This is a genomic window from Streptomyces sp. NPDC060035, assembly GCF_042736635.1.
In the GTDB taxonomy this organism is placed as follows: domain Bacteria; phylum Actinomycetota; class Actinomycetes; order Streptomycetales; family Streptomycetaceae; genus Streptomyces.
The window spans coordinates 26,147-51,012 of the sequence record NZ_JBHWVO010000026.1; the positions used below are offsets into that span (position 1 = coordinate 26,147).

The window sequence follows — 24,866 nt, forward strand, 5'->3', positions numbered from 1 at the left end:
CCTCAGTCTTCAGTAGCGGGGACAGGATTTGAACCTGCGACCTCTGGGTTATGAGCCCAGCGAGCTACCGAGCTGCTCCACCCCGCGTCGTTGTGATTGCAACATTACGGCACCCCGCCAACCAGCGCAAATTCATTCCGCGGACACCCGTGCGCCCAGGAAGCACGCCGCTACGCGGTGAGCTCCTGGTGGAGCGCCTCCAGCAGCCGGGCGGCCCGCTCGGCCACCTCCGCCGGTCCCAGCTCGACGGCACGGGCACACCAGCGCTGCCCCTCCGTGAGCTCACCCCGGCGGGCGGCGAGCAGTGCGAGGCGCAGGGCGGCCCGGCCGTGCCCGTCGTTGGCTGCGCGGCCCCACCACAGGGCCGCTTCGCGCTCGCTGCCCTCACGGGCGAGCAGCAGGCCGAGATTGAACGCCCCGTTGCGGCTGCCCGACTCGGCGGCCTCGCGGTACCAGCGGGCAGCGCTCTCCAGGTCGCCACGGGCAGCGGCGAGCATCCCGGCCCGGACCTGGGCGCGGCGGTGCCCCTGCTCGGCCGCGCGCTCGTACCACTCCTCGCACTCGGTCTTCTCCGGCATCGGCTCGCCCAGCCCTGGCGGTCCGGGCGGCGGCTGGCGCAGGTCGAGTACGCCGGCCAGCCGGAAGGCCGCCTCGGCGCTGCCGCCACCGGCGGCGCAGCGCAGATGACGCTCGGCCTCCTGCTCCTCACCGTCGCGCAACAGCGCCATACCGACCTGCAGGGCGGCGTCGGTGTGCCCGGCAGCGGCCGCCCGCTTGTACCAGCCCAGTGCCGTACGGTCCTCGTCGCGTCCGGCATGCAGGATGCCGAGGTTGAACGCGGCATCCACGCTGCCCGCTTCGGCCGCCTTGGAGAACCACGGCTCGGCGCCGGTGCCGTCCCCCGCCTGGAGCAGCAGCACGGCCAGCGCGTTGGCGGCCTCACGGTGCCCTGCGTAGGCGGCACGGCGGTACCACTGCTCGGCCTGAGGAGTTCGATCCTGGGCTGCGCAGAGCAGACCGAGGTTGTACGCACCGTTGACGTCGCCCGCGTCCATCGCGGCGCGGTACCAGCGCTCGGCGGTCTGCTGCTCACCGCGGGCCGCGTGGAGTGCTCCCAGGGCGTTGGCGGCGTTGCCGTCGCCGTCCTGGGCTGCGCGCAGCCACCACACGGCAGCGCTCTCCTCGTCGCCTGCGTCGCGCAGCAGGAAGCCGAGGGCGCAGGCAGCGCGCGGTTCACCGTCCTTGGCTGCGGTGAGATACCAGCGGCCCGCTTCCTTCAGCTCACCGCGCTGCTCCAGGATGGCGCCGAGGTGCAGGGCGGCACGGCGATGACCACGCGCGGCAGACTGCCGGTACCACTGCTCGGCCTCACCGACCCGGCCGTCCTCGAGGCCCGCGACGGGGCTGTCGCTCTTCCCCGCCGCACGGCCGTCCAGAACACTCCGCGCGCCCGCTCCGGCGCTCCGCCCCATACCGAAGGCGTCCTGCGGCTCCTCGACTGCGTTGCGTTCCAGGATGCGTGCGAGGCGGTAGGCGGCCTCCCGGTGGCCCTGTTCGGCGGCAGCCCGCAGCCAGCGCTCGGCTCCGACGTCGCCACGGTGCTCGAGCAGGTCGGCCAGGGCGTACGCGCCCAGCGCATGGCCCTGCTCGGCGGACTGGCGCAGCCAGTACTCGGCCCCGGGCTCGTCACCGCACTCCCGGAAGTGGCGCCCGAGCGCGTGCGCGGCCGCAGCGGACCCTGCGACGGCGGCGATGCGCCACCACCCGGCGGCCTCGTCCGCGTACCCGCGCTGGTGGAGGAGGACACCCAGGTTGTTGGCTGCGGCCCGGTCGCCCTCGGCGGTGGCGGCACGCAGGTAGGACTCGGCACCGTCAAGGTCGCCGCGGCGCAGCAGAAGCGCGCCTAGGACGCTCATCGACGCGGCGTCACCGGCGTCCGCGGCACGACGGTGTCGCGCCTCTGTCTCGGCATGGTCCGTGGTATCAGTGGTGTCCGTGGCGTAGGCGGCGTCCTCGGCACAGGTGTCGTCGGTGGTGTCAGCAGCCTCGGCGAGGGCAGCGGCAAATACCGCATCCGCCACGTTTTCCGTCTTCCGGACGTGTCGCTGCACAAACCGCCCTGTCTCCAACAGAGTTGCCCTGTCCCCCATAAATACCATCGTCGCACCACCTGCAACCCGCGTACACCTGGTATACCGCGGCCAGTGAGGTCACTTCAGCGTTTTGTCGACATGCCCACAGAGAGACAAGTCAAACACGTTCAAGCCCAACTCGTGCTCCGCGAACCGCACTTCGCACCAACAACTTGAGAAAGTACCCAGGGCGACAATCGACGGCATGACGAAGGCCCGGATCCTTTTCAGGATCCGGGCCTCAGTCTTCAGTAGCGGGGACAGGATTTGAACCTGCGACCTCTGGGTTATGAGCCCAGCGAGCTACCGAGCTGCTCCACCCCGCGTCGTTGTGTTCAAACCGTACCACGACGCGGGGTGGGACTTTCTCAGCTGCCCTGGTCGTCGCCCTTCTCATCGGCCTTGTCAGCCGAGTCGGGCTTGGCCGCCGTGTCTGCCGCGTCGGCACCGCCGGCAGGCTTGGACTGGGCGGCTGCCGCCTTCCTGAGGGCATCCTCCAGGTCCGCCTGCGCCTTGCCGTAGGCGGTCCAGTCGTTCTTCTTCAGGGCCGCCTCACCCGCCGCGTACGCCTTCTGCGCATCCGCGATGGCCTGCTTCAGAGCGGCCTCCCCGGTGGCAGGAGGCTCGGTGGTGTCACCCGGTGGCTCGGTGGGCTCCGGCGGGGTCGTCGTATCGGGGTTCTCCACCCCGAAGACGGCGTTGAGCGCCTCCCCGAGGCTGTTCTCGAAGACGATCTTCGACCCGTACGAGGCGGCTACCTTGCGCAGCAGCGGATAGTTCTGCGTGCCACCGCGCGTGTACACCGGCTCGATGTAGAGGAAGCCCCCGTCCAGCGGCACGGTCAGCAGATTGCCGTACTCGATGTCCGAGTCGGTGCCCTTGAGGTTCCTCACGAACTCGGCTACGTCGTCGTTGCCGTTGAGCTCACTCTGTACCTGGCCCGGGCCCTTCACCGTGGTGGTGACTCTCAACAGCCTTATGGTGCCGTAGTCCTCGCCGGCCGCGTCCGCGTCCACCGCCATGAACGCCCCGAGGTCGGGTCGCCCCTTCGGTGTGAACGTCGTGGTCAGGGAGAACCTCTGCTCGTCCTGATCCGGCATCTTCATGCTCAGGTAGTACGGCGGAACGGCCCCGGGCTCCTTGTTGGTGGGGTCGTCCGGCACCTGCCAGGCATCGCTGCCGCTGTAGAACTGCGCGGGATCCTGGACGTGATAGCGCGTGAGCAGCTCCCGCTGGACCTTGAACAGGTCCTGCGGATAGCGCAGGTGGTCCATCAGGTCCTTCGGGATGTCCCCCCGCGACTTCACGGTCCCGGGGAACGCCTTGCGCCAGGTCTTGAGCACCGGGTCCTTGGTGTCCCACTCGTAGAGCTTGACCTTGCCGTCGTACGCGTCGACGGTGGCCTTCACCGAGTTGCGGATGTAGTTGACCTGGTTCTGCTGGGCGACGACCGCGCGCTGGTTGGTGGTCAGCGAGTCCGCTGTGGTGTCACCGAGCGTCGTACGCGAGGCGTACGGATAGCCGTTGGTCGTGGTGTAGGCGTCGACGACCCACTGGATCCGGCCGCCCACGACCGCCGGATAGGCGTCGCCGTCGATCGTGAGCCAGGGCGCCACCGCCTCGACCCGTTCCTTGGGGGTGCGGTTGTACAGAATCCGCGAACCGTCGCCGATGGCTCCCGAATACAGTATCTGCGGCTCGCTGAACGACACCGCGTAAGCGGCGCGGTTGAAGGCGCTGGAGAGACTGACCCCGCTGTTGCCCTTGTAGCTGGTGGTCTTCTCGCCGTCCTCCTCGTAGTCGAGCTCCTTCTGGGGCCCTCCGACGATGGAGTACTGCTCGGTCTTCTCGCCGTAGTAGATCCGCTGCTCGTACTTCGGCAGCTCACCAGTGGTCGGCAGGCCCGACTCGGTGAAGTCCGGGGAGCCCGCCGGGTTGGTGCCCGTCGTGGTGCCCCGGGCCGCGATGGCACCGTAGCCGTGGGTGTACGTGAAGTGGTCGTTGATCCAGTTCCGCTTGGGGAGGCCGTCGAGGTTCAGCTCGCGCAGGCCGATGACGGTGTCCTGCTCCTTGCCGTCCTCCCCCTTGTAGCGGTCGACGTCCAGCGTCTTGGGGAACTGGTAGTAGTTCCTCTTCTGCTGGAGCTGCTGGAAGGCCGGAGAGACGACGTTCGGATCCATCACCCGATAGCTGGCCGCGGCGTCCGCACCGGCCCGGAGCTTCGCATCGTCCGTGGTCGTGCTCTTGCCCGAGTAGTCGTCCACCTTCGCGTCGTCGATGTCGTAGGCATCGCGGGTGGCGTCGATGTTCTTCCGGATGAACGGCGCTTCCTTGGCCTGCTCGTTCGGCTGGACCTGGAACTTCTGCACGATCGCCGGGTAGAGCCCGCCGATCAGGATCGCGGAGAGCACCATGAGGCCGAAGCCGATCACCGGCAGCTGCCAGGTGCGCCGCCAGAGCGTCGCGAAGAACAGCACGGCACAGATGACAGCGATGCAGAACAGGATCGTCTTCGCCGGAAGGTAGGCGTTGGCGTCGACATACCGCAGGCCCGTCCAGTTGTCCGTGGCCTTGAAGTCACTCGACTTCACGGCCAGGCCGTACCGGTCGAGCCAGTACGCCACGGCCTTCAGCGAGACGAAGATGCCGAGCAGCACGGAGAGGTGGCCGGTGGCCGCAGCCGTGGCCCGCGCGCCGGGGCTGGTGATCCGCAGCCCGCCGTACAGGTAGTGGGTCAGCGCGGCGGCGATCAGCGACAGCACGGCCGCGGCGAAGCCGAAGCCGAGCATGAAGCGGTACCACGGCAGGTCGAAGGCGTAGAAGGACACATCCAGCTTGAACTGGGGGTCCTTCTGCCCGAACGACACGCCGTTGACATACATCAGCCACGTACGCCACTGGCCCGACGCGGACGCTCCGGCGATCAGCCCGACGAGGGCGGTGATCGCGAGCAGCACCCACTTCTTGTACGGGGCGACGCTCATCCGGTAGCGGTCCAGGCTCTGCTGCTCCAGCGACATCGCGCTCAACGGCGGCCTGAGCCGGTGCGCGAGCCAGATGTTCACACCGATGGCGAGGGCCATCAGCAGTCCGAAGACGAGGAACAAGCCGATCTTGGTCCACAGGGTGGTGGTGAAGACGGATGAATACGCGACCGACCTGTACCAGAGCCAGTCCGTCCAGAACCCGGCGAACATGACAAAGGCCATGGCGAGAACCGCCAGGACACCCAGTGTCATGAGCAGGGTACGGACGCGCCGGGACGGGCGGCCGACTCTGATCCGTGGCCCGGTCGGGCCTCCGCCGCGGTCCGGCATCTGGAAAGCCAACGTGCGCACCTCGAAGTTCGCGGTCGTGTGAAGCAGGCCCAGCGATCGTAGAGCCCACCTATGCAACTTACTGAGGCTTTACCTAGTTCCCGTTCCCGGGGCGGAAGGAGGCAGGATATTGACCATGCCCAACGTTTCCCCCTCAGGCCCTCCGATGGCCGCGAGCCCCCTCACCGTCGCCGTACTCGAAATCGACGCCTACGCCTCAGGTCTCGGCTGGGATCAGCCCGCCCGGCTGTTCGCCCTCGTCGACACCGCCAAGTTGCGGGCCAGTGAGCCCGGGCTCGCAGCCCAGCTCGGCCTCGACGACACGGCGTCGACCACCGCCGCCTTCACCCCTATCGAACAGGAGGAGCTTCCCGCCGGCACCGCGCTGGACGAATTCCTCGCCACGATCGCCTGGCCCGACGCCGTGGTCGGCTGCGCCATGACGGTGGAGCGGCTGATGCTGCCGCCGTCCGCCGAGGCCTCCGTGCCGGAAGGCCTGAGCGACACCCAGCTGACCCAGTGGGTCGCCAAGCACCCGGACCGGCAGGAGGTCCGGATGACCGTGGCAGTTCTGCGGGACGGGGCGCGGGACTCGGCTGTGCGGTTGCGGGAGAAGGACTCCCCGACCGAGGTCCTGACCGGTGCGGGCCTGGTCCCGGGACTGGCCGAGGCGCTCGCGGCCACCTTCGAGGCCTGATGCCTTCGGTTCCGCGGGCCTGATACCGTCCCGCGGTCCCGGCCGCCTACCGTCCCGCGGGGACCGGCCTCAGCCTGCCGAGCAGCTCGGCAGGCCGGCCGGGTCCCCTGCGCGGATCTTTTCCAGCGACTTCTTCGCGTCGTCGAGGGTCTTGACCCTCACCAGGGTGAGACCGCTCGGGGTGTCGGCCGCCGCGGCGGAGCAGTTGTCGTCCGGGGTGAGGAAGTACCGGGCGCCGGCATCACGCGCACCGACCAGCTTCATGTTGATGCCACCGATCGGCCCGACCTTGCCGCTGTCGTCGATGGTGCCGGTGCCGGCGATGAACTTTCCGCCCGTCAGCTTGCCGGGCGTGAGCTTGTCGATGATGCCGAGCGAGAACATCAGCCCGGCGCTCGGGCCGCCGACGTCGGCGAGCTTGATGTCGATCTCGAACGGGAACGTGTGGTCCGTCCCGGCCTGGATGCCGACGATCGCACGGTTCTCCGAAGGAGCCTTCCGCGTGGTGAGGGTGATCTCCCGTGTGCCCTGCGGCTTCTTGCCGGCCTTCTCGGCGGCGGCCGCCGCCTTGGCGGGAATGATCGTGAACACGACGTCCTCACCGGGCTTGTGCTTGGTGACGAACTTCGCGACGTCCTCGGGCCGGCTGACCGCCGTCCCGTCGACGGCTTCGATCACATCGCCCGCGTGCAGCTTGCCCTGGGCGGGGCTGTCCTTGACGACTGTGGAGACCACGACCCGTGAGGTGACGGGAATCTTCAGCTCCTCGAGGGCCGCGACCTTGGCGCTCTCCTGGGACTGACTGAACTCCTCGGCGTTCTCCTGCGTCGACTCCTCTTCCGTCTTGCCGTCCGGATAGAGGGTGTCGTGGGGCACGATCACGCTGTCGTGGGCCAGCCAGCCGTAGACGGCCTCGACGATGTTCATGTCGTAGTCCGCGCCGGTGACGCGGACCGTCGTCATGTTGAGGTTCCCGGATGTCGGATAGGTCTTGCGGCCGGTGATGTGCAGAACGGGTTCGCCACGGGCGTCGCCGAGCGTGTTCACCGTCGGGCCGGGAGACATCTCCGCATACGGCACGGGGATCAGCACGCCTACGCAGAGCAGCGCGATCAGGATGAGCGTGGATGCGAGCATCGTCGCGGTGCGGCGTGGCATGGAACGACAGTACGGGAAGGGCCTGTCAGTGCACCGCCGGGGCCGGTCCGTACGCGGCGCAGGGGCCAAGTGGCACGGGGCTCGGCGAGCGGCACTGCCGGTCCGCTCACCGCGCGGGGAACCCGCGGAAGAGGAGGGTGGCTGCGATGCGCGATTGGCAACTGCGTACAGCTTCCGCTGTCTCAGACAGCCTCGGAACCGGAGTGCGATTTCTCCATCGCTTCACGGAACCTGGCGTATCCGGCGAGTTCGGTGACATCGCCGGTCGTTCGATTGCGGGCTGCCCACCCTCCCCATATCGCCGCGCCAAGAGCAGCGAAAAGCGGAATCAAAAGCCAAGCGAGTGCTGCCATCACGACCTCCCTACCCCATGAGCGACCGCAACTGACGATCAGAAGATTAACCACCTGCAGGACCAACGCTCATGGCAGGGGTGCGGTTACGCAAATCGGGGCTGAACACCCCCGGGGCGGTTTGCGCTCAGCAGGCGCCGACCCACTCCTCCGTGCCGTCCGAGAAGCGCTGGTGCTTCCAGATCGGAACCTCGTGCTTGAGGTCGTCGATCAGCTTGCGGCAGGCCTCGAAGGCCTCCCCCCGATGGGCGCAGGAGACGGCGACGACCACCGCCAGATCGCCCACGCCCAGTTCACCCACCCGGTGGACAGCGGCCAGCGCCCGGACCGGGAACTGCGCGACGACCTTCTCCGCCACTCGGCGCAGCTCGTCCTGGGCGCTCGGATGGCAGGAGTATCCGAGCGTGCCGACGTCCTGTCCGTCGTCGTGATTGCGCACGGTGCCGACGAAGAGCGCGATGCCACCGGCGGCGTCGTCGCCGACCGCACGGAAGATCTCGTCGACGGAGAGCGGCGTCTCCCGGATCTCCAGCAGCCGGATGGGGTACTGGGCTGCCTGCTCACCGGGGTGGTCGTGGGTGCGTGCCATAGGACCCATCGTGCCGCACGCCACCGACATCGCGGAATAGCGTTTTCGACCAGCAGACCGACCGGCCCGCTTGGAGCCTCCTCCAGGTCTCCCCCGGGAGCGCCCGGTCCGCGCCTGGGGTGACGAAGCGCGCGCTAGAAGCGACGGCGCGCCTTGCGGGCGCGCCGGACCAGTGCTGCCGTGCCGAGGAGGGCGACCGTGGCTCCTGCGGCGCCCGCGGCGGTTGCGTCCTTGCGGCCGAGGCGGCGTCCGGCGACCGTGTGGCGCCCCTCCACCTCTTCCAGAAGTGCTCCGAGGACCTCCTCATTGGTCCACCGGGGCCGCCAGCCGACGTCGTGGAGACGGCTCACGCTGACCACCCAGGGGTGCATGGTGTAGGCGAGGTCACCCGCCGGGGACGGGGTGAGGCCGATCCGGTGCAGGCGGGCCGCCGCCCCGAGAGCAACGGCGGACGGCAGTTCCATACGGCGTACGCCGGAGAGCTCCTCGACTTCCTCCTGCTCCAGCCACCCGTCGCAGCCGACCGCGAACTCCCCGTCGATCTTCTCCAGTGCGGCGTACTCCAGGGCGCTCACCAGGTCTTCGACATGGCAGAACTGCCAGGCGGGGCGTGATCCGGCGACGACCAGGAGCCTCGGCGACTCGAAATAGCGGGTCAGCGCGGTGTCGGTGCCGCCGACCAGGACGGTCGGGCGCACCACCGTGACATTGAGTCCGGGGTGGGCACGGGGCGCGCGGCGCCCGAGCCGTTCGATCTCCAGGAGGTCACCGACGCCGGTGGCCTCCGCCGTGGCGCGCAGTTCGGCGTCCTCGGACAGCGGGATGTCATTGTCGGGCAGTGCGCCGTAGACCATCGCCGAGGTGCACAGCACGACCCGGTGGACCCCGACGGCCGCTGCGGCCGTCAGTACGGTCTGGGTACCGCGTACGTTGTACGCCGTACGGGCCGCGGGGTCGGTCTCCAGGTCGAGATCCAGTGCCAGGTGCACGACGACATCCGCCCCACGCAGCTTCTCCGCGATGGCGGGGTCCCGCACGTCCAGGATGTGCCATGTGGCCTCGGACACCTCCCCCCGGCGCTCATCGATGGCGATGACCTGCTTGATCTCGTCGGATGCGGCGAGATGCGCGGTGAGCAGTTCACCGACGCCGGTCGCGGCACCGGTGACCGCGACGACGGGTCCCCGGCTTCTGGAGCGATTCTTCGTGGGCTTGTTTTCGGGCGAGGGGTCGGCCAGGTTTCGCGCTGCGCGAACCTGCGGATCTGGGGAACTCACCGGGCGTCTCCAGCGGTTGTCTTCAGTACGTACCCGAATGACGCGTACGTACCAGGTGGCGTCCATCCTGCCGCAGGCCGGGAGCCGGCGGAGCACTGAGGCCCTAAGCGGCCTTTGGTGTCTACGCTGGATGGTGATGTCGGGCAGTCGCCGTCGGTTCGATCCGGCGGCCCTACGAGCCGAGGAAACCCGTGAGTGACACCCCATTCGGATTCGGCCTTCCGCCGGAGGAGCCGGAAAACGGCGACGAGGGCAAGAAGAAGGACCCCACCGGAGGTGGGCAGGGTCCGGGCGGGCCTGCGAACCCGTTCGGCATCGGGCCGGGCGCGGGCGGGGACAACCCGTTCGCTGCGATGTTCGGCACGATGAACCCGAACGACCTGGGAGCGGCCTTCCAGCAGCTCGGCCAGATGCTGAGCTTCGAGGGCGGCCCCGTCAACTGGGACATGGCCAAGCAGATCGCCCGCCAGACGGTTTCGCAGGGCACCCCGGACGGCAGTAAGGACGCGAGCGTCGGCCCGTCGGATCAGTCGGCGGTCGACGAGGCACTGCGTCTGGCGGATCTCTGGTTGGACGGCGTGACGTCGCTGCCCTCCGGTTCGGTCTCGACGGTGGCGTGGAGCCGTGCGGAGTGGGTCGAGGCGTCCCTCCCTGCCTGGCAGCAGCTGGTGGACCCGGTGGCCGAGCGGGTCGGTCTGGCCATGGGCGACGTCCTGCCCGAGGAGATGCAGGCCATGGCCGGCCCGCTGATCGGGATGATGCGTTCCATGGGCGGAGCCATGTTCGGTCAGCAGATCGGGCAGGCGGTCGGCGTGCTCGCCGGCGAAGTCGTCGGGTCGACGGACATCGGACTCCCTCTGGGTCCGGCCGGAAAGGCCGCGCTGCTTCCGCTGAACATCGAGCGGTTCGGTAAGGACCTGAGCGTTGCGCAGGACGAGGTGCGGCTGTATCTCGCACTGCGTGAGGCCGCCCACCAGAGGCTCTTCGCCCACGTTCCATGGCTGCGCTCGCATCTGTTCGGTGCGGTCGAGGCGTACGCGCGCGGCATCAAGGTCGACACCAGCAAGCTCGAGGACGTCGTCGGCCAGTTCGACCCGTCGCAGCCCGAGCAGCTGCAGGATGCGCTCCAGCAGGGCATGTTCCAGCCGGAGGACACACCTGAGCAGAAGGCGTCGCTCGCCCGCCTGGAGACAGCGCTCGCCCTCGTCGAGGGCTGGGTGGACGCCGTGGTGCACGAGGCCGCGAAGTCCCGGCTGACCTCGGCGGACGCCCTGCGCGAGACGATGCGCAGGCGCCGTGCGTCCGGCGGTCCCGCCGAGCAGACCTTCGCCACACTCATCGGTCTCCAGCTGCGTCCGCGCCGACTGCGGGACGCTTCGCGGCTGTGGGCCTCGCTCACGGACGCCCGGGGCGTCGACGGCCGTGACGGCCTGTGGGAGCACCCTGACATGCTGCCGACGGCCCAGGACCTGGACGACCCGGACGGTTTTGTGCACCACGAGCATCTGGACTTCTCCGAGCTGGACAAGATGCTCGGCGAGGCCGCGAAGGGCCCGCAGAAGCCTGCGGCCGAGGACTCGGACGACACGAAGGCCGATGACTCGGACGACACGAAGAGCGACGGCAAGGACGACACCGACAAGTGAGCCTGCACGACGACGCCGTTCTCGTACTCAAGGGCTACGACACGGACCAGGGGGACCAGAGGGAGCTGCGTCAGACGTATCTGGACCATCTGGCCGAGCACCCGGACGGCATGTGGAAGGCCTGTGGGTCCGGGCACCTCACGGCCAGCGCACTGGTGATCGATCCGGAGCAGGGCCGGGTGCTGCTGACGCTGCACAGGAAGCTGCGGATGTGGCTCCAGATGGGAGGCCACTGCGAACCTCAGGATTCCACCCTGGCCGCCGCCGCTCTGCGCGAGGCCGGGGAGGAGTCCGGGATCGCGGGACTCACCCTGCTGCCCGGCGGGCCGGTCCGGTTGGACCGGCACCCCATCCCTGCGCCCTGCCACTGGCATCTCGACGTGCAGTACGCGGCGACGGCTCCCGCCGGCGCGACGGAACTGATCAGCGAGGAATCCCTCGACCTGCGCTGGTTCCCGTACGACGAGGTGGCCGGGGTGGCGGACGCCTCGGTCGTGCGACTGGTGGAAGGCACCCGGGCACGGCTGGAGCACGGCCGCTAACCACGCGCGGCGGGCATGGGTGAGGGGCGGCCTCTCGGAGGCCGCCCCTCACCCATGCCCGATCCGGGTGAATCAGTTCCAGGCGTTGTTCTGGTTCTGGCTGCGGGCGCCGTTCTGGCCCACGCCGAACTGGGCGGCCGCGCCCTGGCCGATCTGTGCGTGCTGCGGAGGCAGCACCTCACTCGGCTGGACGAGAGCGAATCCCTGGCCCAGGAAGCTGAGCTCCCAGCCCTCCCCGGTGTTGCCGCGGCGCCGGAAAACGCCGGAGGAGTGCGTCTGAGCCTGCATCTGTACCCTCAGCCCGCTCGACCAGGCAACGATCGCGTCGGCATCGGCATTCACGTACTTGTCGGGCGTGACCTGCATCATCAACGGCTGGCCCGAGGTCATCAGCGCGACCTTGCCACTGCCGGAGATGTTGAGCTGGTACTTGCCGGTGCCTGAGATCCCGTACTGGCTGTCCACCGCGATGACCTCGGTGTGCAGCGACGAGTCGAGGGCAAGGACATACGCGCTGTCGACCGTCATGCCCTCGCGGTCGACATCGACCACGTGGATGTACTGGGCGAGATTGGCCAGATAGACCGTTCCCTGGCCCGAGCAGCGCATCAGGTCGAGGCCCTCGCCCGTGTTCCTGCGGGCGCTGCGCTGTCCCTGCGACTGGTACTCACCGTCGAATTCCATGAGCCCCTGATAGGCGACCATGGCTCCCTTGCGGGCGAGGACGTCGTCATGACCGGTCAGCGAGACGCGCAGAAGCTGCGGGTTCTGCACGGTGTACCGGTCCTGCGACTGCTGTTCGGTGTAGCTGAAAAGCGGACTCTGCATGATGTGTTCCCCCCGCTCAGTTCCGGATCCGCAGGCGGTCGGTACTGTCCTCGCTCGGCTGGACGACGACGATGCCCTGACCCGAGAAGGCCATCTGGTACGCCTCTCCACTGCCCCGCCCGATGAGCGAGGCCGCCTTGAAGCTGCGCTTGCCCTTGACCTTCAGGTTCGGGGACCACGCCACGAGAGCGTCGGGGTCGACGTACGTCTCGTCCTCGCCCCGGCCGCAGTCGACGACGATCGGTGTGCCGCGCGAGGTGATGGCGACCCATCCCGTGCCCTGGACGCCGACGTTCCACAGGCCCTGTCCGGTGAATTTGGCCAGGCCCTTGACCCGCTCCACACCCCAGGTGAGGTGGCTGTCGAAGGCGAGGAGGTTGGTGCCGTTGACCGACAGCGAGTCGTTGTTGAGATTGATGACAACCACATCGGCGCCGTAGTCGGCGAGGTAGAGCAGCCCGTCTCCGGCGCACTTCATCAGAGGTGCGCCCTCGCCGGTGATCCACTGCGAGGCGATCTGGCGGACGGCGGGCGGGTTGGGCTCGTACTGGATGAAGCCCTCGTAGGCCACCATCGAGCCGGTACGTGCGTAGAGGTCCTGCCCGGAGGCCATGGCGACCTTGAGCATCGTGCGGCCGTGGTTCTCCATCCGGGCCGTGACGGGGGTCGGGGCGAAGCCCGCGAGTTGCTGATTCATGACGGGCTCCCTCAGACCTCGTAGGGCTGGACGACGATGAAGTTCCCGGGAGCTCCCCGGAACTGGAGGTTCACGGTCTCCCCGCTGTGGCCCGGATACGCGTTGCGGCGCAGTCGGACCTGGCTGGAGACGATCACCTGGGACGTGGACGACCAGGCCACCACCGCGTTGCAGTCGGCGAACGTGGTCGGGGTGACCGGCAGGACGACCGGAACACCGTGTGTCTTGACGACGACGGTGCCGGTGCCCTGGAACTGCATGGTGAACAGCGCGCCGCCGGGAATCCCGTGCCCTTCGATCCTGCGGACCTCGTACTGCAGCGACTCGTCGAAGGCGAGGACGCTCTCCGCCGAGACGCAGAGGCCGTCACCCTGCAGCTCGATGGGGTGCAGGTGAGATCCCTCCTCGGCGAGGAAGACCTGCCCGCGGCCGGTACAGCGCATCAACTGCATTTCCTGGCCTGTCGCGTTACCGACCATGCGGCCCGCGAAACCGGCACCCTTGTAGCCGAAGTCGACCTTCCCCTGGTACATCACCATGCTGCCCTGGCGGGCGAGCACAGGTGTTCCTCCCATGGTCAGGTCCACGCGCATGAGCTGCTGGTTCTGCGAGGTCCAGCGCTGCCCGGTGGCCGTCTCCTTGTACGGCTGCAGGGCGGCCTGCAGCCCTGCACCGGCCTGCGGGACGCCCTGGGGCACCACTCCCTGGGGCGCGCCGGGGTGCATTCCCGGGGGCTGCTGCCCGTACGGGGCCGGCGGCTGCTGCCCGTACGGCGGGGCGGGTGGGGGCTGTTGACCGTACGGCGGGGCGGGCGGCGGCTGTTGACCGTACGGCGGGGCGGGTGGCGCAGCCTGGCCCGGGACCTGGCCGAACTGCGGCTGCTGAGGCGGTTGCCCGTACGGAGTGGGCGCCAGGGGCGCCGCGATCGTCGGCGCGGTGTGAACCGGCTGCTGCGGCGCGGGAGCCGGCGCGGCGGGCGCACCGAACGACGGTGCGGGCTGCGGAGCCTGGGGTGCTGCCGGGGCGCCGAATGCCGGGGGCGCGGATGCCTGGGCGGGCGGGGCGAACGAGGGCGCGGCACCCTGTGGCTGCGGTGCTGCCGGAGCCTCCTCGGCGACCTCGCCGCCGAAGTTCTTGAGCAGCGCGTCGAGGCCGCCGTCGAAGCCCTGGCCGACTGCGGCGAACCGCCAGACGTCCTTGAGGTAGAAGTCGCCCAGCATGACCGCGCGCTCGGTGGTGAACTCCGAACCGGTGAAGGCGTACTTCACCACTTCCTCGCCGCCGGCGACGATCCGGATGTACCCGGGGCCGACCTGCGACATCTGCCCCGCACCGTCGAGTGTCGCGGTGAACGAAAGCTTGTGGATGTTCGCCGGAATACGGTCGAGGGTGACGCGGAAGGACTCGGTGTCGCCGGCCTGGGCGCCCAGCAGCTGAATGGACTCCTCGGGTGATTTCGGCTGATTGAAGAAGATGAAATACCGGTCGTCCGAGAGCTGCTCATTGGCATCGAGACCGAAGCAGCTGATGTCGAACGTCAGGCCCGGGCCGGCGATCTGCACACCTACGTACAGATCCGTCCCTGGCGTGAGATCACTGATCTTGGCCTTGTGGCCGCGTTGGAATTCCCTGGCCATGCGTAACGACCGTCCCCCATCCCGAATGTGAATGCGTCGCGTCAGGCTAACCGCAAACCACGACATTGAGCTAAGTCGGTACAGACCCGGTACAGAATCACCGAACGTCACTCTTCCCGCGCGGTGGGCAGATGCGGGAGCCGGTCGGCCGCCACTACTCCCTCGAGATAGCCGCGCGCCCGCTCGGTACGCGGATACGCCTCCAACAGGCGCCAGAAGCCCGGGCCGTGGCCGGGAACCAGGAGATGGGCCAGTTCATGAAGGAGGACGTAGTCGACGACGTACTCCGGCATGCCCTGCAGCCGGTGCGAGAGACGGATACTTCCCTCGGCCGGGGTGCAGGAGCCCCAGCGGGTGTTCTGGTTGGTCACCCATCGCACCGAGGCGGGGCGCGCCCGGCCTTCGAAGTACTGGGCGGAGAGCCGCTCGGCATGCTCGGCGAGCTCACTGTCGCCGATCAGACGCTTGCTCTCCTGGGCGGCGAGCTTGTCGAGCATCACGCCGACCCAGCGCTGCTCCTCCGCCTCCGACATCCGGGCGGGGATGAGCACGATGGTGCGGTCGCCCTCCCGGTACGCGGAGACCGTTCTGCTGCGCCGGGCACTTCTGCGGACCTCGACCGCGCTCGTCACCGATGCGCGGGGCTGATGGATGGCCGCGCTGCGCTGAAGTCGTCCGGCGCTGCGCACGGGGGACTCCCCGGCGAGGCCGGGTGAGGAATCGGCGGGCACGCCATGACGTTACCCGCTGCCGGCGCGGGAAGTCCCGCCCCCCGGACGGTTCGGCGTTGATCCACTTCGCGGCATGCACCATTTGAACGACTAATGCCCCAGCCTGTGGATAACTTTCCGCACGATTCGCCTCCGCGTTGCATTCTGACAACGGATCCCGACGCCGACCGATACCGACCGGCGCAGACGGACACCGACCGGGGAGAAGTCATGCATCCGATGTTGAAACCTGCGCTGCGCCGGGCCTGGCGCGGACGGAACACCGTGCAATTCGGTGTGACGCCCGCGCACGCGGTGACGCTGGGTCCGATGGATATCGCTACCGGAACTTTCCTCGAACTGCTCGACGGAACGCGCGGACTCCCGCTGCTGCGCGAAGAGGCCAGGGCGCTGGATCTGTCGGACCGTCATGTGGACCTTCTGGTAGCGCGCCTGACGGAGGCAGGGCTGCTCGACGACTTGAGTGCGGGCGGCCCGGAAGCCGATGCATTACGCCGACGGGCCGAGACCATGGAGCGGCAGCGCCCCGACGCCGCGTCACTTTCCGTTGTCCATCCGGATCCCGGGAGCGGGCTGCGCAGGCTCGCGGCCCGGCGCGCGATGCGGGTCCAGGTGCGGGGCGCGGGCAGGGTCGGCGCGGCGATCGCCGCGGTGTTGTCCGGGTCCGGAGTGGGCCGGGTCGAGGTCCTCGACGGTGGCCGCACCGAACCGTGGGACATCGCGCCCGGCGGACTTCCGGCGGCAGCAGTCGGGGAGCGGCGGGATTCGGCGGCCCGGCAGCTGGTCCGCCGGTCCGCGCCCGGGGGAACTCCCCGGGCGGCGGAGACGGCAGGAGCTCCGGCGAGCGGCGAGCCCGCACTGTCCCTGATCGTGGTGGCCCCACGGGACGGCCTCTCCGTCTACGCCCCCGATCCGGATACCGCAGCACCGTGGATCGCCTCGGGTACGCCGCATCTCTACGCGGGAGTGATCGAAGCCACCGGGGTGGTCGGGCCTCTGGTGCTGCCCGGCGGCACCGGTTGTGCGGGCTGCCTGGCGCTGCACCGTGCGGAGCGGGATCCGCAGTGGCCGCGGATGCTGGCGCAGTGGAAGTCCGGGCGGCGCAGCACAGTGCCCGCCTGCGATCTGGGGCTGGCGACGGCGGTGGCCGGTCTCGCGGCGGCCCACGCGCTGTCCTTTCTCGACGGGGAACTGCCCGCCAGCACAGGTACCCGGTGGGAGGCCGCGCTGCCTCTGCTGGAGTGGCGAGCCGAACGGCTGGGTTCGCACCTCGACTGCTCCTGTGGTGCTGCCGGGCAGACTGAGGGCGAGCTCACCTCCGTGGCCGGCGCGGCACAGGACACAATGGCGGGGTGACCGCCGCCGACGGAGCAGGGCCGAATACTCACGCGGCACGGCAGTCTGGGAACTGGAGGGGCACATGTCTGATCTTCCCCGGAAAGCGGTCACCCGTACCGCGAAGCTGGCCGCGCTGCCGCTCGGCTTCGCCGGCCGTGCCACGTGGGGCCTGGGCAAGCGGATCGGCGGGAAGTCCGCGGAAATCGTGGCCCGCGAGGTCCAGCAGCGCACGGCGGATCAACTCTTCAAGGTGCTCGGCGAGTTGAAGGGCGGTGCGATGAAGCTCGGGCAGGCGCTGTCCGTCTTCGAGTCGGCGCTGCCCGAAGATGTCGCGGGCCCGTACAGGGCGGCACTGACCAAACTGCAGGAGGCGGCTCCGCCCATGCCGACCCGTACCGTCCACGGGGTGCTGGCTGAGCGGCTCGGTGAGGACTGGCGGGAACTGTTCCTCGAATTCGAGGACCAGCCGTCTGCCGCCGCGTCGATCGGGCAGGTTCACCGCGCCGTGTGGCACGACGGACGCGACGTCGCCGTGAAGGTGCAGTATCCGGGCGCGGGTGAGGCACTGCTCTCGGATCTGACCCAGCTCAGCCGCTTCGCAAGGCTGTTCGGCCCGCTGATTCCCGGCATGGACATCAAGCCGCTCATCACGGAACTGCGGGACCGCGTCTCGGAGGAGCTGGACTACGCGTTGGAGGCTCAGGCCCAGCAGGAGCACGCGGCGGAGTTCGAGGACGATCCCGATGTGGTGATCCCCGGGGTGGTGCACCAGTCCGAACAGGTGCTGGTGACCGAGTGGATCGACGGAATACCTCTGTCGGAAGTGATCGCCGACGGCACGCCGGACCAGAGGGACCGCGCTGGTCAGCTGCTCGCGCGCTTCCTTTTCTCGGGACCGGCACGCACGGGTCTGCTCCACGCCGACCCCCATCCGGGCAACTTCCGGCTGCTGCCTCCGGTGGGCGCGGACGCCGAGGAGGTTGAGGAGGCGGACAGCATCGGCGCAGATGCGGCCCGGTGGAGGCTGGGCGTTCTGGACTTCGGAACGGTGGACCGGTTGCCGGGCGGACTGCCGCGGACCATCGGCGACTCGCTGCGTATGACGTTGGACGGTGATGCCGAGGCTGTGTACCGGATGCTCCGTGAGGAGGGCTTCGTCAAGGACTCGATCGAACTCGCGCCGGACGCCGTGCTCGACTATCTCCTGCCGATCATCGAACCGGCGCAGGTGGAGGAGTTCACCTTCACCCGCTCCTGGCTACGGAGTCAGGCCGCCCGCATCGCTGACCCGCGCTCCCCCGCCCACCAACTGGGCAAGCAGCTGAACCTTCCGCCGTCCTATCTGCTGATACACCGCGTCACGCTGAGCACCATCGGTGTGTTGTGCCAGCTCGGTGCCACGGTGCGCCTGCGGGACGAACTGGAGTCGTGGCTACCGGGATTCCTCCTGGAATGCGAGCCGGCCGAGGAGAGCGAGGACGGCCAGGAGGGCGCCGTGGTCGAGGCCCGGAGCCTTTCATGACGGCTGCGGGCTCCCCGTCACCACCAGTCCGGGTCCAGCCGGCTCTCGATCGCCCGGATATGAGTGCGGGCGCAGTCCTCGCAGACGTACTGGCGTCTGCCGTTCTCCACGGAGCAGATCCAGGTCGGGGGTGCCGTGTCGCCGTCGGCCATGACGCCGCACCGGGCACATGACACATGCCCGGCGCCCGGCCGCGCCGGGCGATGAGTGTCCTCGTCCACCTCGCGACGATATCTCCGTCGGCCCGGCGGGCTCGGCACAACGCACCGCGGGGCCGGCCTGTTCGGACCGGCCCCGCGGAAGGGGTGGGGTGGCTGCGCGAGGGGCAGAGCGGTTGCCCCGGCAGCCGTGCCGCCGTGTCGCGCCGGCCGCATCGTGCTGCTGGTGGGGCTGTTACTGCATGACCGCCATGGCGAGCGCACGGCGGGCGCGCATCGAGGCACGCTCCGCCCGGCGCTGCATCCGCCGGGCGGCCACCAGGCGCACGGCCTGGCGGTCCACCTCGGCTTCCCTCAGGCGGTCGTGCATATGCGCACGGGCCAAGGCTTCTGGGATGAGTTGCATCTCGCGGGTCCTGTTCTGACGCGAGTCGTTCGCGCCGATGATGGTGACGTCCGGGGTCGCGGAGCCGACGGGCTCCCTCGTGGGGGTGATCATTGGTGCCTGATTTCGGGGGTCATGGGTCTGGGGACGGTCGATGGTTCCGATGCGCTTCGTTCGTGTGGGGGACATGACCCCCAGGCCGGCGGTCATGCCGCGACCGGGTTCTTGCGCGGACGGCCACGCGGACGCTTGCGGGCGACGACAACGCCCTGGACGAAGAGCTCGCCGCCCCAGACGCCCCACGGCTCGCGACGCTCCTTGGCGCCGGCGAGACAGGCCTCGACGAGCGGACAGGTCCGGCAGAGGGACTTGGCGTACTCGACGTCGGCCGGCGTCTCGGCGAAGAAGACCTCCGGGTCGTACGAACGGCAGGGGACGGGCACGCCGAGGTTCTCGATGGCGTCGTCGAGCGCGGTGAGCGCGGTGAGGGGGATCAAGGTGGAGTCCTCCGTGAGGCCGGGCGGGGAGATCGTGTCGGAAGGCGGTACGGACGGGGCGTGCGTCTCGATTTGCACGGCGGTGTTGTCCTCGTCTGGTCGTGCCGGCCTGTTGGCCGGTTGGCGGCTGGTACCAGGTCCTGCTTGTCCGAGGCTCCTTCGTCTCGTCTCATCCGTTCGGACAAAACAAAAGGGCCGCGGATCCCGAGTGGGGTTCCGCGGCCCTGAAGGCGCCGGCCTGATTCTGGATCAGGCTGGATCACTCCAGGGTTCAGGCCCACGGAAGGCCCACATCGTGTGGTGCTGTGTCGTCTGCTTCTTGGCTCCGGCACCGACGGCCGCAAAGGCATAGGCGCGAGCCTGTCCCTTCGCTACTGCTGCTGCCGGTGCCTCGGTCGGTCGCTCATTGCGCTCCCGCACGGGCAGGCTCGCCAGGGACAGAGGGCTGCCGGCGGAAATGCCGGACACACCGGTGCCACGAAGCGAAAGTTCCGAAGAGCAGCCGAGGCCGAGCGAGCAGGCGGAGACGACCGAGGGATCGGTCGTTTTGGTGGTCTTGATGATGCTGATCACAGGAATCGCCTCCTCTCGGCGTCTCGGGGGACCGGCCGGGGCCGGTCCTGCGTATTCGGATAAGTACAGCACGGAATCAGGGCTTCAGAGAAGTCGCTGTTCCCGATGGTTAAGAACCTATGGTGATGACTGCTGCGGGCGCAAACTATTTTTTCGACGAGTTTTTCTCACACGTCGTCGTCGCCCTCTCCTGACTCCCGTTCCAGCGTCCGACCTGCACAGATGTCGAGCACATCGGCTCCGAAGCGGGTCAGCTTCCGGTTGCCGACGCCGCCGATGACGACCAGCTCGCCCTCGGTGTCCGGCACCGCCTCGGCGATCGCCATCAGCGTCTTGTCGGTGAACACGCAGTACGCGGGCTGGCCGATCTCCTTCGCCCGGTCCGCTCGCCACTGCCTCAGTCGCTCGTACAGCCCCTCGTCCATGTCCGACGGGCAGTCCTCACAGCGCATCAGCTTGATCTCACCGGCTTCGGTGAGGGTCTTGCCGCAGACCCGGCACAGCACCGGCCCACGACGCCTGGGCCGGGCAGGCTTCTCAAAACCGCCGCTGCTTGCACCCGTGCCCGTACCCGAGCCGCGGTCGATGCCGCCGCCTCCCCCCGCGCCGCCCCGCACCCCGAAGGCGGTCGAGCCGGGTCGCAGCCCGTTCAGGAAGCGGGTCGGCCGACGGCCACCGCGTCCGCCGGGTGAGCGGGACAGGGCCCAGGACAGCGAGAGGTGGAAGCGGGCCCGGGTGACACCGACGTACAGCAGCCGGCGTTCCTCTTCGACCTGTTCGTCGGTCTTGGCGTAGGCGATCGGCATCATGCCCTCGGTGAGCCCGACCAGGAAGGCTGCATCCCATTCCAGCCCCTTCGCCGAGTGCAGCGAAGCCAGCGTGACGCCCTGGACCGTGGGGGCGTGCTGGGCTGCTGCCCGTTCGTCGAGCTCCGCCACGAGGTCGGAGAGCGTGGCGCCCGGCCTGGCCTGTTCGAAGTCCTCGGCCAGACGCACCAGAGCGGCCAGCGACTCCCAGCGGTCCCGGACCGCACCGGAGCCGTTGGGCGGCTTGGAGGTCCACCCCTTGGTGGAGAGCACCGCCCGCACCTCGGAGGGCAGGTTCTCGGCGCCGTCGAGCAAGGAGTCGTTGCCCCCGGCGCGGGCGGCGCCGCGCAGGGCGACGCCCGCCTCCCGTACCTCCGCACGGTCGAAAAAACGCTCCGCTCCGCGCAGCTGGTAGGGCACACCCGCGTCCGCGAGGGCCTGCTCGTAGACCTCGGACTGGGAATTGACCCGGTACAGCACGGCGATCTCGCCGGCCGGGACACCTGCGGCGATCAGATCACGGATCCGCCGGGCGGTGCCCTCGGCCTCCGCGGGCTCGTCCGCATACTCCGTGTAGGCGGGTTCGGGGCCCTTCTCGCGCTGCGAGACCAGCTCCAGCCGGTGCTCGGCCGCCCTGCCCCGGGCCTGGCTCAGCAGTCCGTTGGCCAGGTGGACGACCTGGGGCGTGGAGCGGTAGTCCCGCACCAGTTTGACCACCGTCGCGTTCGGGTGGCGGGTGCGGAAGTTCAGCAGATGGTCGGGGGTCGCCCCGGTGAAGGAGTAGATCGTCTGGCTTGCGTCACCGACGACGCACAGGTTGTCCCGGTCGCCGAGCCAGAGGTCGAGGAGCCGCTGCTGGAGCGGGCTGACGTCCTGGTACTCGTCGACGACGAAGTGCTGGTACTGGCCGCGCACGTGCTCGGCGATGTCGTGCCGGTCCTGAAGGATGCCGACGGTGAGAAGCAGCACATCCTCGAAGTCGATCACCGACCGCTCACGCTTGAGCTGCTCGTACATCGCATAGATCTGTGACAGCTCGGCAGGATCACGCGGGGCGTCGCGCTGGGTCTTGGCGACCGCGGCCGGGTAGTCGGCGGGCACGGTCTGGGTGACCTTGGCCCACTCGATCTCGCTCGTGGTGTCCCGCAGCTCGTTGCGGTCGAGCCGGATCCCGCAGCGGGACGCCGCCTCGGCGACCAGCTGGACCTTGCGCTCCACCAGCCGCGGCAGCGCACCACCGACTGCTTTCGGCCAGAAGTACTGGAGCTGACGCAGCGCAGCCGAGTGGAACGTCCGCGCCTGCACGCCGGTGGCGCCGAGCTGACGGAGCCTGCCCCGCATCTCGCCGGCAGCGCGGTTGGTGAAGGTGACGGCGAGCACGGTCGTCGGCTGGATGATCCCGGCCCTCACCCCGTAGGCGATGCGATGCGTGATGGCTCGCGTCTTGCCCGTACCGGCTCCGGCCAGCACGCACACGGGTCCGGCGAGGGCCAGCGCGACCTCGCGCTGCTCCGGGTCGAGCCCGTCGAGCACGGCGTCCGCGGACTCGGGAACCTGCGGGAAAAGAGTGGAATGCGTTGCTGCTGTCACCCCGCCATGCTGCCAGGTCGCAGGGGGCCGGTGCGGAAGTTGTCCACAGGGGGTGGCGTTCGTCGTACTGATAACTGATACGGATGCGGTCGCGGGAATGGCGGCCGGGTCCCGTACGTTGCCTGCATGCGGGAAGGTACGGGAACGTGTTCTTCCCGCCTTCCAGCGAGACGGACGAGACAAGGGAGCACCAGCGACATGCCGGGCACTGTGACGATGTACAGCACCACGTGGTGCGGCTACTGCCGTCGGCTCAAGGGCCAGATGGACCGCGAAGGCATCGCGTACACCGAGGTCAACATCGAGCAGGACCCGGATTCGGCAGCTTTTGTCGAGAAGGCGAATGGCGGAAACCAGACGGTTCCGACCGTGCTCTTCCCTGACGGTTCGACGCTGACGAACCCCTCGCTGGCCCAGGTCAAGCAGAAGGTCGGCGCCTGACGCAGTTACGAACGGCGACGGCCCCGAGCTGAAGCTCCGGGGCCGTCGCCATGCCTGGCGCACTGCGAGCGGGCCGGGCGGGTCGGGCCGGCATCAGCGATTACGGGGACGCTTTCGCCACCAGCTCGGCCGTCGTTCCGCTTCCCGGTCCGGGCCCTGCACCGGCTCCGGGCCCGGCACCGGCTCCCGGCCCGGATCCGCTGCCAGCTCCCGCAGGGCGGTCCTGATGCGGTCGAAGGTCGCTATCCGGTTCTGCTTCTCACCGGGCAGGACGACTCCGACACAGACCAGCTTGATCCTGCCGCCACCGAGCGGGTTCCCCACGAAGACCGGAGCACCGGCGCACCCCACGGGCAGGGCGGAGTCCCAGTGGACGTGGCTGTCGTCCCCCCGTGCCACCTGGCCCACGACGACGGCCTGCAGCCTCTCTCCGTCCGTCTCCCCCACGTCATGGCCCAGAATGTAGGCGGGCTGAGGCTCGGCACCGATCCGGGCAATGTCCTCGTCGTTCGCGGCCAGACCGTCGGTGATCTCGTCGGTCGCCCAGCTCCAGCCCTTGCGAGCGCCGTGGGCATGCAGTCCGGCCGTGGACATCACGGCGACGCCCAGCTCACCGAGGACGGTCCACCCGGCGGCGAAGTCCGTCATGAGAAGCTTCTCCGCGCTCATCGCGGGTTCACACAACTCGGGTCGCAGCGTCAGCTCGCCCACGTCGTAGCGCGTAACCTCCGCAGCCGTCACGAGGTACTGCCTGATGACCTCCGCGTCGGACGTGGAGTCGACGAGGTCGTTGAACCAGAAGGCCGTTCCGTGCTGCCGGTCCGCGTGCACTTCCTCGAAGGCCAGCGTCGAGCGGCCGACGTTGGCCATGATGGCATTGATGATCGCGTCGTGACGGACGCTCGATTCGGGCATGGCCGGGACCCTACCGAGGCGTCCCGGCGCACGGGCACGCCAGGGTGTCCCGCTGCACCGGCCCCGCCCCGCCCGTACCGTCAGCCGGCGTTGCCCGGCCTCGGGAGCGGCTTGCCGTACCAGAGCTCGATCAGGCGCGCCGCGATCGAGATGCCGAACGGGGGCAGGACCTCACCCGATTCGAAGGACGCCGTCAGGTCCTCGCGGGAGAACCAGCGGGCCTCCTCGATCTCCTCGCCGTCCACGTTGATCTCCGAGGAGGTGGCCCGAGCCATGAAGCCGAGCATCAGGCTGGACGGGAACGGCCAGGGCTGGCTGGCGATGTACTCGACCTCGCCGACGGTGACGCCCGCTTCCTCGAACACCTCGCGGGCCACGGACTGCTCGATCGACTCACCCGGCTCGACAAATCCCGCGAGCGTCGAGAAGCGTCCCTCGGGCCAGTGCACCTGGCGGCCCAGCAGGGCACGGTCCTGGTCGTCGGTGACCAGCATGATCACCGCAGGGTCGGTCCGCGGGTAGTGCTCCGCGCCGCAGGCCTGGCAGCGGCGGATGTGGCCGGCCGCCGCGATGACGGTGCGCTCGCCACAGCGTGAGCAGAAGCGGTGCAGTCGCTGCCAGTTCTCCAGGGCCACCGCGTGCACCATGAGCCCTGCATCACGCGCGCCGAGGAGCAGCCCCGCCTCGCGCAGGCCCGCAGGGCGCGCGGACTGGTCCATACGGCCCGGCAGCGAGTCCTTCTGGAGGGCGAAGTAGCGCACCCCCTCCTCGTCGGTGCCGAGGAAGTAGCGGTGGGTCTCGGTGAGCGGCGCCTCGAAGGACGGGGTCATGACGAGCTCGGTGCCGCCGTCCGGGGTGTCGTCGATCAGCGCCTGTCCGCCGGACACGACGAAGACTCTGGTCGTCGGGTGGCTCCAGGCTGCGGCGAGCCAGGCCTCGTCGAGCCGGTGGTGCGCGGAGCGGTCGATGCCGCTGGGCGCGGTGAGACCGATCGGACGGTCAGCGGTGGCGTTGTCGAAGGTGCTCACAGGTGCTTC

The 24,866-nt window shown here is 69.1% G+C and carries 23 protein-coding genes and 2 tRNA genes; 6 read left to right on the forward strand and 19 right to left on the reverse strand.

Annotated elements, in window-relative coordinates:
- Positions 1 to 13 precede the first annotated feature (13 nt).
- The 4 genes from ACFWBQ_RS30950 to ACFWBQ_RS30965 all read right to left on the reverse strand — a co-directional run bounded on the left by ACFWBQ_RS30950 (position 14) and on the right by ACFWBQ_RS30965 (position 5,449).
- Positions 14 to 87: transfer RNA gene (locus ACFWBQ_RS30950), tRNA-Met, on the reverse strand.
- Positions 88 to 170: 83 nt separating this feature from the next.
- On the reverse strand, positions 171 to 2,159 hold the full coding sequence (locus ACFWBQ_RS30955; RefSeq protein ID WP_385503651.1) for a tetratricopeptide repeat protein: 1,989 nt from the start codon (positions 2,157 to 2,159) through the stop codon (positions 171 to 173).
- Between the two features lie 225 nt (positions 2,160 to 2,384).
- Positions 2,385 to 2,458: transfer RNA gene (locus ACFWBQ_RS30960), tRNA-Met, on the reverse strand.
- 42 nt (positions 2,459 to 2,500) lie between these two features.
- Positions 2,501 to 5,449, reverse strand: a complete 2,949-nt coding sequence (locus tag ACFWBQ_RS30965; protein ID WP_385503907.1) for a UPF0182 family protein — start codon at positions 5,447 to 5,449, stop codon at positions 2,501 to 2,503.
- 136 nt (positions 5,450 to 5,585) lie between these two features.
- On the opposite strand from ACFWBQ_RS30965, the gene ACFWBQ_RS30970 reads away from it, so the two are divergent.
- Entirely contained in the window at positions 5,586 to 6,146 is a 561-nt protein-coding gene (locus ACFWBQ_RS30970; protein ID WP_385503655.1) for a PPA1309 family protein, read from the forward strand.
- Between the two features lie 69 nt (positions 6,147 to 6,215).
- On the opposite strand, the gene ACFWBQ_RS30975 is transcribed toward ACFWBQ_RS30970, so the two are convergent.
- The 4 genes from ACFWBQ_RS30975 to ACFWBQ_RS30990 form a co-directional block, all read right to left on the reverse strand.
- A complete protein-coding gene (locus tag ACFWBQ_RS30975) occupies positions 6,216 to 7,304 on the reverse strand; it encodes a PDZ domain-containing protein (protein ID WP_385503657.1) in 1,089 nt (362 codons plus the stop codon).
- Between the two features lie 182 nt (positions 7,305 to 7,486).
- A complete protein-coding gene (locus ACFWBQ_RS30980) occupies positions 7,487 to 7,657 on the reverse strand; it encodes a hypothetical protein (protein ID WP_199814627.1) in 171 nt (56 codons plus the stop codon).
- 127 nt (positions 7,658 to 7,784) lie between these two features.
- On the reverse strand, positions 7,785 to 8,246 hold the full coding sequence (locus ACFWBQ_RS30985; RefSeq protein ID WP_385503663.1) for a molybdenum cofactor biosynthesis protein MoaE: 462 nt from the start codon (positions 8,244 to 8,246) through the stop codon (positions 7,785 to 7,787).
- Between the two features lie 134 nt (positions 8,247 to 8,380).
- A complete protein-coding gene (locus ACFWBQ_RS30990) occupies positions 8,381 to 9,523 on the reverse strand; it encodes an SDR family oxidoreductase (protein WP_385503667.1) in 1,143 nt (380 codons plus the stop codon).
- 191 nt (positions 9,524 to 9,714) lie between these two features.
- On the opposite strand from ACFWBQ_RS30990, the gene ACFWBQ_RS30995 reads away from it, so the two are divergent.
- Both ACFWBQ_RS30995 and ACFWBQ_RS31000 read left to right on the forward strand, forming a co-directional pair.
- Positions 9,715 to 11,169 carry a zinc-dependent metalloprotease gene (locus ACFWBQ_RS30995; protein WP_385503672.1) on the forward strand — a complete coding sequence of 485 codons (1,455 nt, stop codon included), beginning with the start codon at positions 9,715 to 9,717 and terminating at the stop codon, positions 11,167 to 11,169.
- Positions 11,166 to 11,711, forward strand: a complete 546-nt coding sequence (locus tag ACFWBQ_RS31000; RefSeq protein WP_385503676.1) for an NUDIX hydrolase — start codon at positions 11,166 to 11,168, stop codon at positions 11,709 to 11,711. Before ACFWBQ_RS30995 ends, ACFWBQ_RS31000 begins: the two co-directional genes overlap by 4 nt.
- A 72-nt stretch (positions 11,712 to 11,783) precedes the next feature.
- On the opposite strand, the gene ACFWBQ_RS31005 is transcribed toward ACFWBQ_RS31000, so the two are convergent.
- The 4 genes from ACFWBQ_RS31005 to ACFWBQ_RS31020 form a co-directional block, all read right to left on the reverse strand.
- Positions 11,784 to 12,539, reverse strand: a complete 756-nt coding sequence (locus ACFWBQ_RS31005; RefSeq protein WP_385503682.1) for an AIM24 family protein — start codon at positions 12,537 to 12,539, stop codon at positions 11,784 to 11,786.
- A gap of 16 nt (positions 12,540 to 12,555) precedes the next feature.
- On the reverse strand, positions 12,556 to 13,236 hold the full coding sequence (locus ACFWBQ_RS31010) for an AIM24 family protein (RefSeq protein ID WP_385503685.1): 681 nt from the start codon (positions 13,234 to 13,236) through the stop codon (positions 12,556 to 12,558).
- Between the two features lie 11 nt (positions 13,237 to 13,247).
- Entirely contained in the window at positions 13,248 to 14,873 is a 1,626-nt protein-coding gene (locus ACFWBQ_RS31015) for a TerD family protein (RefSeq protein ID WP_385503689.1), read from the reverse strand.
- Between the two features lie 107 nt (positions 14,874 to 14,980).
- Complete coding sequence (locus ACFWBQ_RS31020) at positions 14,981 to 15,604, reverse strand: M48 family metallopeptidase (RefSeq protein ID WP_385503694.1); 624 nt, start codon at positions 15,602 to 15,604, stop codon at positions 14,981 to 14,983.
- A 210-nt stretch (positions 15,605 to 15,814) separates the two neighbouring features.
- Here ACFWBQ_RS31020 and ACFWBQ_RS31025 point away from each other — a divergent pair, with 210 nt between their 5' ends.
- Together ACFWBQ_RS31025 and ACFWBQ_RS31030 are read left to right on the forward strand one after the other, a co-directional pair.
- Complete coding sequence (locus ACFWBQ_RS31025; protein ID WP_385503700.1) at positions 15,815 to 16,960, forward strand: ThiF family adenylyltransferase; 1,146 nt, start codon at positions 15,815 to 15,817, stop codon at positions 16,958 to 16,960.
- 64 nt (positions 16,961 to 17,024) lie between these two features.
- On the forward strand, positions 17,025 to 18,464 hold the full coding sequence (locus ACFWBQ_RS31030) for an ABC1 kinase family protein (protein WP_385503706.1): 1,440 nt from the start codon (positions 17,025 to 17,027) through the stop codon (positions 18,462 to 18,464).
- Between the two features lie 17 nt (positions 18,465 to 18,481).
- Here ACFWBQ_RS31030 and ACFWBQ_RS31035 read toward each other — a convergent pair whose 3' ends face one another.
- From ACFWBQ_RS31035 to ACFWBQ_RS31055, 5 genes are all read right to left on the reverse strand, one after another.
- Positions 18,482 to 18,685 (reverse strand): hypothetical protein, encoded by a 204-nt coding sequence (locus tag ACFWBQ_RS31035; RefSeq protein WP_385503710.1) that lies wholly within the window; start codon positions 18,683 to 18,685, stop codon positions 18,482 to 18,484.
- Positions 18,686 to 18,857: 172 nt separating this feature from the next.
- Positions 18,858 to 19,217, reverse strand: a complete 360-nt coding sequence (locus ACFWBQ_RS31040) for a hypothetical protein (protein WP_385503715.1) — start codon at positions 19,215 to 19,217, stop codon at positions 18,858 to 18,860.
- Positions 19,214 to 19,582, reverse strand: a complete 369-nt coding sequence (locus tag ACFWBQ_RS31045) for a WhiB family transcriptional regulator (protein ID WP_385503718.1) — start codon at positions 19,580 to 19,582, stop codon at positions 19,214 to 19,216. Before ACFWBQ_RS31045 ends, ACFWBQ_RS31040 begins: the two co-directional genes overlap by 4 nt.
- A gap of 171 nt (positions 19,583 to 19,753) precedes the next feature.
- Positions 19,754 to 20,077, reverse strand: coding sequence for a hypothetical protein (locus ACFWBQ_RS31050; protein ID WP_385503722.1), 324 nt, complete (start codon positions 20,075 to 20,077; stop codon positions 19,754 to 19,756).
- Positions 20,078 to 20,244: 167 nt separating this feature from the next.
- The gene (locus tag ACFWBQ_RS31055) at positions 20,245 to 22,473 is read right to left on the reverse strand and encodes an ATP-dependent DNA helicase UvrD2 (protein WP_385503725.1); all 2,229 of its coding nucleotides are present in this window, start codon (positions 22,471 to 22,473) and stop codon (positions 20,245 to 20,247) included.
- 198 nt (positions 22,474 to 22,671) lie between these two features.
- On the opposite strand from ACFWBQ_RS31055, the gene ACFWBQ_RS31060 reads away from it, so the two are divergent.
- On the forward strand, positions 22,672 to 22,914 hold the full coding sequence (locus ACFWBQ_RS31060; RefSeq protein ID WP_385503728.1) for a mycoredoxin: 243 nt from the start codon (positions 22,672 to 22,674) through the stop codon (positions 22,912 to 22,914).
- Positions 22,915 to 23,007: 93 nt separating this feature from the next.
- Here ACFWBQ_RS31060 and ACFWBQ_RS31065 read toward each other — a convergent pair whose 3' ends face one another.
- Positions 23,008 to 23,829: a hypothetical protein gene (locus ACFWBQ_RS31065; RefSeq protein WP_385503732.1), complete on the reverse strand. Its 822-nt coding sequence runs from the start codon at positions 23,827 to 23,829 to the stop codon at positions 23,008 to 23,010.
- Positions 23,830 to 23,909: 80 nt separating this feature from the next.
- A complete protein-coding gene (gene nudC, locus ACFWBQ_RS31070; protein ID WP_385503737.1) occupies positions 23,910 to 24,857 on the reverse strand; it encodes an NAD(+) diphosphatase in 948 nt (315 codons plus the stop codon).
- Positions 24,858 to 24,866: the final 9 nt, after the last annotated feature.